Annotated in this window: 13 protein-coding genes; 2 read left to right on the top strand and 11 right to left on the bottom strand. The window is 43.3% G+C overall.

Features of this window, described 5'->3' with window-relative positions; genetic code table 11:
- Positions 1–15: 15 nt before the first annotated feature.
- The 3 genes from CD03_RS0128765 to CD03_RS0128755 all read right to left on the bottom strand — a co-directional run bounded on the left by CD03_RS0128765 (position 16) and on the right by CD03_RS0128755 (position 3681).
- On the bottom strand, positions 16–867 hold the full coding sequence (locus CD03_RS0128765) for an ABC transporter permease (protein ID WP_176731068.1): 852 nt from the start codon (positions 865–867) through the stop codon (positions 16–18).
- Positions 867–1814, bottom strand: coding sequence for an ABC transporter permease (locus CD03_RS0128760; RefSeq protein WP_156043089.1), 948 nt, complete (start codon positions 1812–1814; stop codon positions 867–869). Before CD03_RS0128760 ends, CD03_RS0128765 begins: the two co-directional genes overlap by 1 nt.
- Positions 1815–1959: 145 nt before the next feature.
- Complete coding sequence (locus tag CD03_RS0128755) at positions 1960–3681, bottom strand: ABC transporter substrate-binding protein (RefSeq protein WP_027296564.1); 1722 nt, start codon at positions 3679–3681, stop codon at positions 1960–1962.
- A 305-nt stretch (positions 3682–3986) separates the two neighbouring features.
- Between CD03_RS0128755 and CD03_RS40245 the strand changes: the two genes are divergently transcribed.
- The gene (locus tag CD03_RS40245) at positions 3987–4112 is read left to right on the top strand and encodes a DUF6783 domain-containing protein (protein ID WP_395014915.1); all 126 of its coding nucleotides are present in this window, start codon (positions 3987–3989) and stop codon (positions 4110–4112) included.
- On the opposite strand, the gene CD03_RS0128745 is transcribed toward CD03_RS40245, so the two are convergent.
- Together CD03_RS0128745 and CD03_RS0128740 are read right to left on the bottom strand one after the other, a co-directional pair.
- Entirely contained in the window at positions 4087–5010 is a 924-nt protein-coding gene (locus CD03_RS0128745) for an AEC family transporter (RefSeq protein WP_027296562.1), read from the bottom strand. The two genes, CD03_RS40245 and CD03_RS0128745, sit on opposite strands and share 26 nt — an antisense overlap.
- Positions 5011–5031: 21 nt before the next feature.
- Positions 5032–6438 (bottom strand): Sapep family Mn(2+)-dependent dipeptidase, encoded by a 1407-nt coding sequence (locus tag CD03_RS0128740; RefSeq protein WP_027296561.1) that lies wholly within the window; start codon positions 6436–6438, stop codon positions 5032–5034.
- Between the two features lie 129 nt (positions 6439–6567).
- On the opposite strand from CD03_RS0128740, the gene CD03_RS39075 reads away from it, so the two are divergent.
- Positions 6568–6690 (top strand): hypothetical protein, encoded by a 123-nt coding sequence (locus CD03_RS39075; RefSeq protein ID WP_255348045.1) that lies wholly within the window; start codon positions 6568–6570, stop codon positions 6688–6690.
- 822 nt (positions 6691–7512) lie between these two features.
- Here the strand turns inward: CD03_RS39075 and hydF are convergent.
- The 6 genes from hydF to trkA all read right to left on the bottom strand — a co-directional run bounded on the left by hydF (position 7513) and on the right by trkA (position 14841).
- A complete protein-coding gene (hydF, locus tag CD03_RS0128730) occupies positions 7513–8730 on the bottom strand; it encodes a [FeFe] hydrogenase H-cluster maturation GTPase HydF (RefSeq protein ID WP_027296560.1) in 1218 nt (405 codons plus the stop codon).
- A 116-nt stretch (positions 8731–8846) separates the two neighbouring features.
- Positions 8847–10265 carry a [FeFe] hydrogenase H-cluster radical SAM maturase HydG gene (gene hydG / locus CD03_RS0128725; RefSeq protein WP_044289739.1) on the bottom strand — a complete coding sequence of 473 codons (1419 nt, stop codon included), beginning with the start codon at positions 10263–10265 and terminating at the stop codon, positions 8847–8849.
- 51 nt (positions 10266–10316) lie between these two features.
- The gene (gene hydE / locus CD03_RS0128720) at positions 10317–11378 is read right to left on the bottom strand and encodes a [FeFe] hydrogenase H-cluster radical SAM maturase HydE (protein ID WP_027296558.1); all 1062 of its coding nucleotides are present in this window, start codon (positions 11376–11378) and stop codon (positions 10317–10319) included.
- 23 nt (positions 11379–11401) lie between these two features.
- A complete protein-coding gene (locus CD03_RS0128715) occupies positions 11402–11647 on the bottom strand; it encodes a TM1266 family iron-only hydrogenase system putative regulator (RefSeq protein WP_027296557.1) in 246 nt (81 codons plus the stop codon).
- Positions 11648–11989: 342 nt separating this feature from the next.
- On the bottom strand, positions 11990–13423 hold the full coding sequence (locus tag CD03_RS0128710) for a TrkH family potassium uptake protein (protein WP_027296556.1): 1434 nt from the start codon (positions 13421–13423) through the stop codon (positions 11990–11992).
- A gap of 59 nt (positions 13424–13482) precedes the next feature.
- Positions 13483–14841 (bottom strand): Trk system potassium transporter TrkA, encoded by a 1359-nt coding sequence (gene trkA / locus CD03_RS0128705; RefSeq protein ID WP_027296555.1) that lies wholly within the window; start codon positions 14839–14841, stop codon positions 13483–13485.
- Positions 14842–15174: the final 333 nt, after the last annotated feature.

Genomic DNA, 15174 nt, shown 5'->3' with positions numbered 1-15174 from the left:
CAGGATTTATTTCTGCTATTCCTGTGCACTTGCCGGATCTATTATTTTTCTAAGGCTCTCTCCCGCCACATCAAACAGTACTACTGTTAAGACCAGCATAGCTCCGGGAAACAGAGCAAGCCACCATTTTCCCGTAACCAGATACTTCATACTTTCTGATAAAATAATTCCGATTGCCGGCTGTTCGTTTGACAGTCCAAATCCAAGAAAGGTAATGCTGGATTCATGCAGTATTGCATGTGGAAATAAAAGAATTAATCCTACCAGAAACTGTGGTACCAGGTGCGGCAGCATATGTTTCACTGCGATTTTAAATTTACTGTGTCCCAGTTTTTCAGCTATTTTAATATACTGGCTTTCTTTTAGCTGCATAACCTCCGCACGTATTACCCGGGCTAGGGAAGTCCAGTGGGTCAGGGCCACCCCTACAATTACGCCGGTTAATCCTTTCCCCAGGGCAACGCAGATCAGGATAAGAAGCAGCATATGTGGAATTCCCATGATTAAGTCAATAAACCAGGTGATTACCGCATCTACTTTTCTTCCAAGGGTGGCCGCCGCTATGCCAAGTACCAATGCCACAAAAGCACTTACCGAAGCCGCACAGACACCAATCAGGATACTCATAGACAACCCCTTTATTGTACGGACAAACATATCCCTGCCAAGCCAGTCTGTGCCAAACAGATACTGAAATCCGGGCATCATATTTTTTCTGGAAAAGTCTGTTTCCTGCGCAGCCTCCCCGCAGAAAATTCCTCCCACAGCCACTGCCACCAGAAAAGTTACCGCTGCCACAAAAATAATCAGCGTCATCTTTCTCTGGTTGATTCTCCTCTTACTTCCATAAGTCATTGCTGTCTCCATTATTTTCGACCCCCTTTCCTAATTCTGGGGTCAATCACCGTGTATAGTACATTTGCAATAAAGTTTCCTCCAAACACAAAGAGAGCACTAATCACGGCAATCCCCATCAGAAGGGGAACATCACTTCCAAGTCCCGCCGTAACGGCCGCCTGTCCAAGTCCCGGATAGGAAAATACCTGTTCTACCAGAACAGAACCTCCGAAAATTTCACTGATGGCTGCAAACTGAAGCGTAATTGCCGGCAGTATAACATTGCGGAATCCGTGATATCTGAAGATACTGAAATTGCTTTCTCCTCTGGCTCTTGCAAATAACACATAATCACTTTCACAAACATCGATCATTTTTTCCCTGGTATGCAGAGCTATATTGGAAATACCGGTAATACTTAAAGTAACTGCCGGCAGAATTGCATGCTGTATTCTGTCCAGGAAGGTAACCCCGCTTGCTTCTACTCCAATGGGAACACTTAATCCGATGGGCAGTACTTTCAGCCAGACGCCGAATATCATCAGCAATACCAATGCCAGCCAGAAAGCAGGTGTACTGGCGACAATCAGTGAATATCCTTTGATTATTTTATCCACTGCCTTTCCTCTGTTCATTCCTGCAACAACCCCTAAAAAGAAACCAAGAACACCTGAAATAACCCATGCCATAATCATTAGAAATAAAGAATTTCCCAGCTTCACCCCAATAACATCCGCTACGCTCTGCCGGTATAAAAGAGAGGTTCCCATATCACCTCTGACAAAATCTTTTGCCCAGGAAAGGTACCGTTCTACCGGAGGCTGGCCTACACCCCAGTACTCCTGTAGTTTTGCAATCTGTTCCTGGCTCATGCTTCCAAGTGCCGCCTGCCCTACATTTGCCTGGAGAGGATCAATAGGCGAGGCGCTGATTAACGCAAATGCAACGATGCTTACCGCAACCAGAAGCAAGATCATCCGTATCAAATTTTTACCTATAAATAAACAATTCCCCTTCAAATCTTTAGTCCTTTCAAAATGCACCAAAGGTTGTCCTGTAAATCCGGAAATATTTTCCGGATTGGCAGGCCAACCTTTTAACTGCTTATTTTATTTTTCTGAATTATTGCCAGCTCCACTGGTCAACATTATTTACGATGGACCATCCATGTCCGTGAGGATGAATTTTCTGATCTGCTACCTTTAATCCATCTCTTACAAAGTAAAGGTGATCTACGTTGCATAACCAGATCCACGGTATATCACCTTCCTGGGTAATTCCATCCGTTCCATCCCACTGAGCTTTCTGCCACAGTTCGTAGGAATCTTCCAGACTGGATGCTTCTAAAGCTTCATCCATATACTTGTCTACCTTTTCATTTGCATATGGTGAATACTGTGCAAGTCCGGTATCCGGCATAGAATGGTAGATATTGTAAAGTTCCATCGGCGTATGTGCGCCCCATCCCCATACAAGAGGCTCTGACTGTGCTCTGTCATAAGCGACATCCCAGCCTACTCCTTCGGTAGTTATATCCATGCCCAATTCTTTCAGCTGATTCTTAGTATCCTCTGCTAATGCCTGACGCACGGAATCTCCGGTACTGTACATTAACGTAAATGCAGCACGGACACCATCCTTTTCACGGATTCCGTCACTGCCTTCTTTCCAGCCGGCGTCATCCAGAATTTTCTTTGCACCTTCCAGATCGTACTGCACCTGGGAATCCGCATTATACCATGGCATTTTATCACATACGCTGTATGCCGGTGTACCGTAACCATTTAATACATTCTGAATCATCTCATCCCGGTCAATACCGATATTTATCGCTTTTCTAATTGCAATATCAGATGTCACATCACTTCCGTAAGTTACACCGTCTTTTTCTTCCGGTTTCGTCGTTGGCAGATTAAAACCTCTGTTATCCACGCTTGCCACCGACAACAGATTATATCCGCTGATCTGCTGGTCTGCATAGGAAGCTGCCGTATGAGCCACATCTACCTGTCCCGCCTGAGCTGCTGCAAGTGCTGCTTCTTCTTCCATAAATAAAACCGTTACCTTCTTAATCTTCGGTGCCTCTCCATAGTAATCCGGATTAGCCTCAAAGATCACCTGCTGACCTTTGTCCCACTGCTTCATAATATAGCGTCCGGATCCGATTGGATTCTGTCCGTAATTTTCATTATAAGCATGTTCCGGAACAATTCCCACGATCGCCATGGTGTAAGGCCAGATTGAAAATGGCTTTTCCATATGGAATTCTACCGTTGTATCATCTACCGCAACCGCCTCTTTTAACATGGTAAAATCGTTAACGGAACTTTTTTCTTTAACATTATTATATGTAAATGCAACATCCTTCGCTGTAAGCTTCTCGCCATCTGTAAACTTTACATCATCACGTATTTTTACGGTCCAGGTCAATCCATCTTCACTGGCTGAGTAATCCGTAGCAAGATCTTTGTCTATTTTCAAATCCGTAGTTGTAACCGTCAATGTGCTCTGAATCAATGGCTCATGTACATGTTCGCCTGCTCCCCAGCCATATGCCGGGTCAAAACCAGACTCTGGTTCCGATGTTGTGGGCATGGTCACTACAACTGAATCCTTGCTGTCTGCCACAGTTTCCGCGGCTTCTGATCCCTTTGCTGACTCTGACAGCGCCTTTGTTTCATTTTCAGGCTTTGTTTCATTCTCTGTTTTTGCTTCACTTGAACTTTCTGTTTTGGCACTTATCTGGGCATTGGTTTCATTTCCGTTACCAGATGCACCGCATCCGGCTGTAAGCCCGATTACCATGCAGCATGCACATACGATACTGACAATTCTTTTCTTCATTTTTTTCCTCCCGTTGTGTTTATGTGTAACCGTAACTGTCTTAAAGCGTATTTGATAATTCATTCCCGCAAAAGCGATCATAACCGACAGAAACGACAAAATCTGATACGTATTTTGCATCATGTAACGAGAGTATATCAGTAAAAAATACCCCCCACAAGCCCGTGTGGGGGATATTTATTGTATATTTTTTAACACATAGCAAATCGTATGGGAATTAATCCGTCATCAAAACCCAAAATTCTTATAACATGTTTGAAAATTGCTTTCCAACAGCTGCTCATCACACTTTTAGGTAATTTGTTCTGCAAATACGAGGCGCAGATGGCTGTGCTGACTATTCCCGGAGCAAATCCCACACAAAACGGGGCGTGCAGATGGCTGGAATGAATTTTCAAACACGCTTTAATTTAGAAAGAAAATATAAATAACAGGGATTGTGATTAGAGAACAAACCGTAGTCAAAATCACACCGGACGACGCTGTTTTTACATCTTTTTGATATTGCTCTGAGAACATTACAACCATGGATGCTGTAGGCATACCTATGGACAATATGATACTTGCTGCAATTACCGGATCCGGAAACAAAAAGCGGGCAATGGGCAGGCACAATAGAGGGTAAACCAGCAGTTTTATCAGTACAATTCCGTACAGCTTCTTTTCCGAAAAAATCTCCCTCATAGAATAACCCGCCAGCAGACTTCCCAGAATCATCATCGAGAGTGGTGTGGTAATGGATCCGATGGTGCCTAATGTCTCTCCAATAACCCCCGGTACGGGGATATCCAGGAGAAAAATAACCAATGCCAGGAAACTTGCCACAACCCCGGGATTCAAAATCTTTTTTATATGGAATCCGCCTTTTTTCATCCGTTCTCCTGTAATCAGGCGAATCCCATAGGTATAGATAAGAATATTAAAAAACATATGTACTACGGTGCAGTAAAAAATTGCGCTTTTACCATAAAGCGCATCTAAAATGGGAAATGCCATAAAAGATGTATTGGAAAAAATCAAAAGTGTCCTGAAAATACCTTCTTTTTCCTTCTGCACCCGAAGCAGCTTCACTGCAAAATAAGAAAAAACCGGCAATAGGGCGTATAAGCACGCCCCTGCCAGGAATATTTTAATAACAACCCCTTTATCACCGATCTGTCCGGTACTTACCGAACTAATAATAAGCGCAGGACATGCAAAACGAAGAATCAGTGTTGTCAGCTTCGAGGTTGTCCTCTCGTCCAGAATGTATTTTTTCTTCAGATAATACCCTAATGCAATTAAAATAAATAACTTTACCAGCGCCGTCACAATTCCTGTGTAATCCATAATGTCCTGCCTGTTCCTATTTTATTTTTTACAGAGCTTTACAATGACATCTGCAAAAATTTTCGTACTCATGACCAGCATGTCGATTTCCATAAACTCATCATCCCCATGCATATGGTTATCCACTTCCGGTACCATGCAGCCAAATGCAACACCACGCTCGAGCCCGTGAACGTAAGTACCTCCGCCGATTGCCAATGGTTTTCCTTTTATTCCGGTATAAGTCTCATAGCTCTCAAGCAGCGTCTGAACAAATACGGAATCACCTGGAACATGATGAGGCGGGGTCATCGGTCCCTCTTCCATTGTAAGCCCTGCTTCTTCCATATTCTTTTTCCCAACCCTTGTAACATTTTCTTCTGTACCGCAAATTGGTACACGACTGTCAAACTGTCCGCTTAAGCTTGTTGGAGAATATTGAAATACACCCAGGTTCATGGTGAGCTTTCCGGATATTTCATCTTCCATATCAACTCCCATGCCCTTTCCATAATAGTCATTATGAGGAAAGAGCTCTGCCAAAGCCCTGATTCTGTCAAATCCCTGGCTGGGTGCTGCTTCAAGTCCCGCCAGCAGCTGCAGCAGCGCAGTCAATGCACTGTTTCCAACCTCTGGCGTGGAGGCATGTCCTGCTACACCCTTAGCAGTTATCACAATCTCTTCTTGGTTTTTCGTAACGGTAAACTTAACCTTTGTCTCATTTTCTGCCTTTTTCGCTGCATCTAACGCCGCCTGTTCCTCTAATCCCAATATAACCGCTTTTGCATTTGCAGGAACTACATTTACCTTATCTCCGCCCTGGATTTTCACAATCTTGGGCAAAGCTTCACAGTCTTCAAAGGCAGCATGAAATTTTTTCGAAAAATGCCCTTTCTCAATATTAATTACCGGATAATCTGCATCCGGGGTAAAACTCATGGGTGCCTCTTTTTCAATTCCATAATAGTACACCAGATCAGAAGAACCACACTCCTCATCCGATCCCAGAATCAACCGTACATTATAATCCAGTTCAATCCCAAGATCTTTGATAGCCTTCATGGCATATAAGGCTGCCATTGCCGGTCCCTTATCATCTGCCGTACCTCTTCCGTATATTTTTCCATCTCTGATCACCGGCTTAAACGGTTCTGTAACAGTCCAGTCTTTTGTCACCGGTACCACATCTAAATGTGCCAGAATATCAAGCTGTTTCTCTTTTTCATTAAAATCCCCGGTCACAACACGATTTTCATAATTCCTGACTGCAAATCCATAAGAATCCATCAGTTCTTTTGCAGCTTCCAGTACTTCTGCCGGCCCTTCCCCATATGGTTTTCCCGGTTCCTCCTGTGTTCTCTGGCTGTCAATTCTGACAAGCTTCATCACATCGTCAATCAGTTGTTCCTTATGTGCATCAATATATGCGTCAATTTGTTCTCTGTACATGATGTACCTCCTTGATAATTTGCATTGCTTTTATTGTACTGCTAAGTTGGGGAAACATCAAGGTGCAACTTGGAGCGTACATGATAAATTTGGGTTTAGCTGAGGAATGACGCTTTGTAGATGTAGGTAGTGTACGGAAAGATGGGTGTGGGAAACTGGCATGGGCTCCGTCAGCTGGCCGCAGAACTGGTATTTTCTAACCTTTCCGAAGCGCTTTTTGGCGGCACGCGGGTATTCACCGAGAAATCCTGATGCATTTCTCGGTTCAGTACCCGCTTAGTATCCGATGGGAGCCAGTCGAATACTATCCGCCAAAAAACACTTCGAAAAGGTAAGTAAATACTCAGCTCTGCTCTACGCTTCCTCCGCCCATACCAGTTTCTCACACCCATCTTTCCGAGATCCAGGCTGTTGACACAAAGCTGGTTTTCTCAGCTGGGTGGAGACCCTTGGGTTGTGACGGTCTGTTCGTTTTTGGATGCAGCAGAGTGTGTTACGGCAGTTCAGTGTGAAAGATGTGATAAGACGAAATTTCACCTGCTTTCCTGATCACAGACTTAACTGGATGTAGGTACTATAACCACAAATATACTTTAGTAGAATTTAGAGACAGTACAGAGTGATAACATCCAGCTGGTTTATTGGTTTATTGGTTTTTAAGTGTTCTATGCCAATAGCGTACAGCATGCCACAACCCCGGGGCCCCACCACGCTGAGAAAACCAGCTTTGTATCAATAAACTGCATCCCGGAAAGAGAAGGGGGCGGACCATGGCAGGCGTTTGGTAGGCGTATAGCAGATCTGAGCATTTACTTACCTTACCGGAGTGTTTTTTGGCGGATAGTATTCGACTGGCTCCCATCGGATACTAAGCGGGCAGTGAGCTGCGAAATGCATCAGGATTTCGCAGCGAATGCCCGCGTGCCGCCAAAAAGCGCTTCGGGAAGGTTAGAAAATGCCAGTTCTGCGGTAAGCCTTCCAAACGCCTGCCATGGTCCGCCCCCTTCTCTTTCCGCGCACTACTTCAATCTACAAAGCGTCCCCTTCCTCAGCAAAACCCAAATTTTAGCTTCATCAGTTTATCTTCTCATAAATAAAAGGGAATATCTCCAGGCTCCTCTTCAAGATCCCCTGCACCTGGGCAATAAACATCCCATAGTTTGTAATCGGTACATTGGCATCTTTGGCACATTGTATCCGGTACTTCATCTCCCGTTCATTCAGAGTACAGCCGCCGCAGTGAATAATCAATTTGTATTTCGATAAATCAGAAGGAAATTCCACTCCGCTTGTAAACTCCAGATTAATTGCTGCTTTCGTGTATTCTTTCAGCCAGGCGGGAATCTTAACGGTTCCGATGTCATTGCACTGTCGATGGTGGGTACATCCCTCCGAAATTAATATAGTGTCTCCATCTTTTAGATTCTCTAACGCTGCCACCCCTTCCACCAAAGTCTTCAGATTTCCTTTATGCCTTGCAAAAAGAATGGAAAATGAAGTGAGCAGAATATCCCGGGGTGTTTCTTTGTCAGCCTGTTTGAAGGCCTGGCTGTCAGTTATTACAAGTTTTGGGGGCTGTGCCAGTTTCTTAAGGGTTTTGGCCAGATCCACATCCTGTACCACCAACGCAGATGCCCTTGCCTCCAGGATATCCCGAATTGTCTGCTGCTGCGGCAGAATCAGCCGGCCCTTTGGAGCCGCTTTATCTACAGGTACTACCAGCACTACCATGTCAAGAGGATCCAGCAAATCCTGCACAATAGGAATTTCCGGCTTATCATGAGGTGCCTGGCTTGCGATCAGTTCTTTTAGCTTATAAATATTTTGTCCGGTAACTGCACTGACTGCTATATAATTGGGACGCCCCAGGCATAATTTATTTATCTCGTCTTCCGATAGACTCTCTGACTTATTAAAAACTACTACATAAGCAATCTGTTTCTCTTCGATCTTTTTCACCAGCGCATAATCCTGGCTGGTCATTCCAAGGGATGCATCCACCACCAAAACGGCAATATCTGTTTTGTTCAGGACCTGATAACTTTTTTGTACACGCAAAGCGCCAAGCTCCCCTTCATCATCGATCCCAGGTGTATCAATCATTACTACCGGTCCCAGGGGAAGCAGTTCCATTGCCTTTGACACCGGATCCGTCGTCGTTCCTTTTACATCCGATACTATTGCCAGGCTCTGGCCGGTGATCCCATTAATGACACTGGATTTTCCTGCATTTCTTCTCCCAAAAATCCCAATATGCACCCGGTCAGCCGAAGGTGTACTGTTTAATCCCATATGTGTCCTCCTAACTTTATCTAAATAGCTTAATCCTAATCTTTATCTAACGAGCTTAATCCCAATCTTTATCTAACGAACTTAATCCTAATCTTTATCTAACGAACTTAATCTCATCAAAACCTGAAGTCTCGTTTTCCTTCTTCTATTTCCTCCAGATTCCGGCATAAGATTTCCCGGATCTTTTCCTTTGGAACATTTCCAATTTCATTTTTGATCAGCTCATAACCAATCCTCCTTGTGTCTTCCGATGCATAATCCAGCAGATACTCTTTCAGAGTCATAAGTGCGTTTGGATGACAGCAGTTCAGTATCTGACCACTCTTACACAGGCTCATAAACCTGTCGCCGGTTCTTCCCTCTCTATAACAGGCTGTACAGAAGCTCGGTATGTACCCTAACCTCATAAGCCAGTTTACGACCTCATCCAAAGTACGATTATCACTCACATCAAACTGGGATGAATTATCGTCTTCTTCTTCCGGGTGGTCATAACCGCCTACACTTGTTCTGGATCCGCCGCTGACCTGAGAAATTCCCAGATGCAATACTTTTTCCCTGCATTTCTGGCTCTCTCTGGTGGAGACAATCATGCCGGTATAAGGCACGCTGATCCTAATACAGGCAACTAGTTTGGCAAAGGTTTCGTCATCAATACCATTATCAAATGCATTCGGGTCAATATCATCTGCATGACGGATTCTGGGCACACTGATGGTATGCGGTCCAACCCCATGCACAGCTTCCAGATGTTCCGCATGCATTAACAATCCTACAAACTCATAGCGAAACAGTTCGAGCCCAAAGAGCACACCGATCCCAACGTCATCAATACCGCCCTCCATTGCACGATCCATAGCCTCCGTATGATAAGTATAATTATGTTTTGGACCTGTGGGATGCAGTTTTTCGTAACTTTCTTTATGATAAGTCTCCTGAAATAATATATAAGTTCCAATTCCCGCATCTTTTAATTTCCGGTAATTTTCCACGGTCGTAGCAGCAATGTTAACATTCACACGGCGGATTTCTCCGTTTTTATGTTTGATACTGTAAATTGTTTTAATGCTTTCCAGCACATATTCTATGGGACAGTTTACCGGATCTTCCCCCGTTTCCAATGCCAGACGCTTATGTCCCATATCCTGCAGTGCCACAACTTCTTTCACAATTTCTTCCTGTGACAGCTGTTTTCTAGCAATATGTTTATTCTTCGCATGGTATGGACAGTAAACACAACCATTCACACAATAATTTGACAGATACAGCGGCGCAAACATAACAATACGGTTGCCATAAAAATCTTTTTTAATCTGTTCCGCCAACGCATAAATTTCCTGATTCTTTTCTTCTATATCACAGTCCAGAAGAAGAATGGCTTCCCGATGGGTAAGGCCTTTTCTCAGTTTCGCTTTTTCAATCACTTCGCTTATCAGTTTTTCATTATGCTTATTTGCCTCTGCGTAAGCCAGCGTGTCTAAAATTTCCTGATGGCTGATAAATTCTTCTGCTTTTAAAGATTTTATATCATACATAATTTTACCTTCTCTCGTATTTTCTATGATTTTATTCCATGAAACGTCAAGTTACCTGAAATCCACATTGTCCCCTCTGGATACAACTACTTCATACCCGATAGAACGCATCCTGCGCTCCATGCACTGTCTGCATTCAGCCGCTTCATCTCCGGTACAGATCTTATTGTCATAAAGGAGGTATTTATCCCGAACGCCCTGTGGTGACAGATTCGGCATCACCACATTGGCACCTGCCAGAATGCCCAGTTCCCTGCCTTTTGGATGAATCGTCCCAAGCGCTGTGGTTGAGGGCAGTAATGCCTTTGGCAGCATCAGCCGCAAAAGTCCCAGCATAAAAAGAGTTAATTCCAGCGTTCCGCTTTTTTCTTTGGCAAAAGGTGTATCGTGATGGGAAATAAACGGTCCGATTCCTACCATCTGCGGCTGCAATTCTTTTAGGAATAACAGATCCTCCACCAGATTCCTGGCAGTCTGACAGGGGGATCCTACCATGAATCCACTTCCCACCTGATACCCAATCTTTTTCAGATCATACAGACAATTCTTTCGTGCCGCTCCGGATAACTTTGCCGGGTGCAGTCTGGCATAATGTTCTTCATTTGCCGTCTCATGACGCAGCAGATAACGGTCCGCCCCTGCATCAAAGAACAATTTGTAGGTCTCATAAGATTTTTCTCCCACAGACAGTGTGATGGCACAATCCGGATACTTATCACGTATACTTCTTATGATATCCGCCATCCGTTCATCGGTATAGTAGCCATCTTCACCGCCCTGCAATACAAACGTACGAAATCCCAGCAGATATCCCGTTTCACAGCAGCCTAAAATTTCATCTTTACTCAATCTGTAACGAATGGCCTTCTTATTGCCGCTTCGGATACCGCAGTAATAGCAGTCGTTCCTGCAGTAATTGGTAAATTCAATCAGTCCCCGGATATAGACATCGTGGTTGTAATATCTGGTTCTGACCTGTCTCGCCTTTTCAAAAAGGTAGTCACTGACCTCCTGATCATAATTCAGAATCAGATAGGTGAATTCTTCCGCACTAAGAACCTGACAGACAGCGAGCCGGTCAATATATTCTTTGCAAATTTTTCTATGTTCCATATATTTTTTTAACACCTCCCTAATCAGACTTTTGAGTAAACGGTCTTGGTACTGACACCGCTTAGCATTCCCAGTTTACCAGACAGTGCACTGATCGCATCCTGCGGAGCATCCAGGATAACACTGATAATTGAAACTTCTTTCGGACGGTAAGGTACCCCCATCCTTCCCACCACATATTCTGCATATTGGTGGAGCAGATGATTCACTTCCTCTGCCGCCCGGTTGTCTTCTACTATAATTGCAATTACTGCAATCCTTGTATCCATATTTCACTTCCTTTCCACACAAAAAAGCCGGTACTAATTACAGCACCGGCTATAGAGCATGTTTAACAAATATACACTGCCGGAAACTGCTGTTCCGCCAGTGTTTTCATTTTGCCTAAATTAATGACTTTGTCTTCATGGCCCTTTCCCCTCAGGTGCTGCCCTTTGGAGTTTGGAGATATAATAATTATACCATGGTGCTATATTATTCACAAGATAAAGTTCCTTTTTCTCGCTACTGGCTGGATTGAGTATTAGTTACAAAGTCACAATATCAGAGTCTGTTTGAGAATGCATAACGCTACCTCCACGTAGTCAGAGTCTGTTTGAGGATGCAGAGCGCTACCTCCACGTAGATGGAACAAATAAAATCAGCATCGGCAGCAGTTCCAGTCTTCCCGCCAGCATATCAAAAGACATCACAAGCTTAGACAGATCGGAAAAAGCCGCATAATTTCCGGTAGGACCTACTACACCCAGTCCGGGACCTACATTGTTTAAGGTTGCCGCGATTGCGGTAAAGTTTGTGGTCATATCCATATTATCCAGGGAAATGATCATCAGGGAGATTACAAAAATAACTGCATAGATGACAAGGAATGCATTTACAGAACGTACAACATCATGTTCGACCAGCCTTCCATCTATTTTAACTTTCTTGATGCTCCTTGGATGGGAAATCATTGTAATCTCCTTTTTTACCCCTTTAAATAAAAGGATTATACGGGATACTTTAATTCCCCCTCCGGTACTGCCTGCACAGGCACCAATAAACATTAACAGCACCAGTATCGTCCGTGCTATTTCCGGCCAGGTCTCATAATCTACCGTGGCATAACCGGTGGTGGTGATAATGGATCCTACCTGGAATGCGCTTTGGTGAAATGCCATAAAGAAAGAAGGAAACATATCCCTGACACTAAAAGCAATCACCAGTATGGACGTACCTATGATTCCAAGATATGCCCATAATTCACCGGTCCGCAGCGCTTCCTTCGGCCGCTTAACCAAAAACAGATAGTAAACATGAAAATTAATTCCAAACAAAATCATGAAAACCGTAACAATTCCCTGCAAATAAGTGGAATAACTGCTTATGCTGTCATTTTTAATGGCAAAACCACCGGTACCCGCAGTACCAAAAGCAATGGTAAGGGCATCAAACAATGGCATTCCCCCTATTAAAAGAAATACAATCTCTACGACGGTCATTCCCAGATATATGCCATATAAAATCATTGCGGTTGTCCGAACCTTAGGTACCAGTTTATTAACAGATGGTCCCGGTGATTCCGCTCTCATTAGATGAATGCCCGAATCACTTTTCGTAGGGATAATTGCCAGTATAAATACCAGCACACCCATCCCCCCTACCCAATGGGTAAAGCTTCGCCAGAACAATGCTGTCTGGGACAAACTTTCCACTTCTGTTAATATGCTGGCTCCGGTTGTGGTAAATCCGGAAACGGTTTCAAAAAATGCGTCCGTCATAGAGGGTATTTCCCCTGATATGACGAAAGGCATGGCACCTAAAATACTCAGTATAATCCAGCTTAGGGCAACAATAACCAGACCTTCCTTTGCGAACATGGTCCTGTCTTTCGGTTTCTTAAATGTCATGGTGAAGCCGATAGCCGCACACAACAGCATAATAGCAGCAAAAGAAAATCCGCTTTTCTCTTTGTATATTATAGATACGATGCATGGGAGTGCCAGGAAGACAGCTTCAAAATAACAGATATATCCCAACATGTATCTAATCATTGCGTAATTCATAGTTCCCTCCGGGCCGCCTTTAACAGCGGCTCAAGAGCGTACACGCTCTATACCTTTCTTTAATTTAGTAAAATATCGCTGATATCGTTCAGCCCCATATTTGTAGTAACAATTACAACCGTATCTCCCATTTTTATTACATCTTTTCCTTTGGGGATAATAATCTGTCCGTTTCTATGAATACAGGCAATTAAAAGACCATTTTTCAGTTCCAGCTCTTCTAATGAAATATTCAGAAGCGGCGCGTTATCTTTTATAATAAACTCCAGTGCCTCTACTTTATTTCCAACCAGCCGGTACAGTGTCTCAACATTACTGCCTATGGAATTTTTCATTGCCCGGACGAAACGGATGATACTTTCTGTCGTAACATATTTGGGATAAACAACACTATCCAGATCCAGCCCATCAATGACTTCATCAAAATTAATGCTGTTGATCTTTGTTACCGTCTTCATCTCGCCTTTACTTCTGGCAAACAACGACAATACAATGTTTACTTCATCCAGGTTGGTAAGCGCGATAAATGCATCCATACGGGCAAGTCCCTCTTCCAGCAATAAATTTTGGTTGATTCCATCTCCGTGAATCACCGTTGCTTTCGGAATCAGCTCACTGAGTACTTCACATCTGTCCCTGCTTTTTTCCACAATTTCCACATCAATTCCCATGCGGAGCAGCTGATTTGCCAGATAATAGGCAATGGAACCTCCTCCGACGATCATTGCTGTATGTGCACGGTTTGTTCCAACCTTAATATGTTTAAAGAAACTATTTGACAATTTTGGCGGCGCAACAATCGATACAATATCTTTTTCATGCAGTACAAAGGTACCGGTAGGAATGATGACTTCGTCCTTACGTTCAACCATACATACCAGAACATTACATCGCAGCTTTGATGTAATTTCCCTTACCTCCATATTATGTAAAACAGAACCTTCACGGATCTTGAACTTCAGCAATTCCACCCTGCCTTTTGCAAAGGGCTCAATTTTAATTGCCGATGGAAATCTCATAACCCGTGCAATTTCCATTGCAGCTTCATACTCGGGATTTATAACCATTGCAAGTCCCAATTCTTCCTTAATAAACCGAATCTCATGATTGTATTCCGGATTTCTTACTCTGGCTATAGTCTGGCAGTTACCTGCCTTTTTCGAAATCAAACAGCAAAGCAGGTTCAGTTCATCCGAACCGGTAACCGCGATCATCAGATCCGCTTCTTCAATTCCCGCCTCTACCTGGGTTAAATAACTGGCACCATTCCCCACCAGTCCTATTACGTCAAATTCATTGGATAAACTCTGCACCACATCATATTTGCGGTCAATTACTGTTACACTGTTTTCTTCCTTACTAAGCTGCTCCGCCAGGGTTGCCCCAACTTTTCCGCAGCCTATAATAATAATCTTCATGTTTTCCTCCAAAGTGTCTTAATAAAATCTTTTTTTCTTTTCGCATAATTTTAATATAAAATTATCATGATTATGTAAAATTTTAATGCGAATTTAGTATTATGCCACCAATTTTAATGTGTTCTTAATACGCATAAAGACATTGTACTCAAAGTGGATGAAATAAGCAATAGGGAAAAGGTTTTTTTAGGATAAACTTATGAATCATTACTTAAAATAAAGAATCCTATGTACAAATAAAAATCTTAGACGTGGAAATGAGAATGCGGCTGGCAATAGCCAGCCTCATTCTCACTCTGTTCACCGCTTCTTATCTGCAATACATATTTTCAC

Origin of the sequence: Robinsoniella sp. KNHs210 (genome assembly GCF_000686105.1) — a bacterium.
Taxonomy (GTDB): Bacteria; Bacillota; Clostridia; order Lachnospirales; family Lachnospiraceae; genus Robinsoniella; species Robinsoniella peoriensis.
The sequence above is the reverse complement of the archived record's forward strand: the minus strand, read 5'-3'. Positions and strand labels throughout refer to the sequence as shown.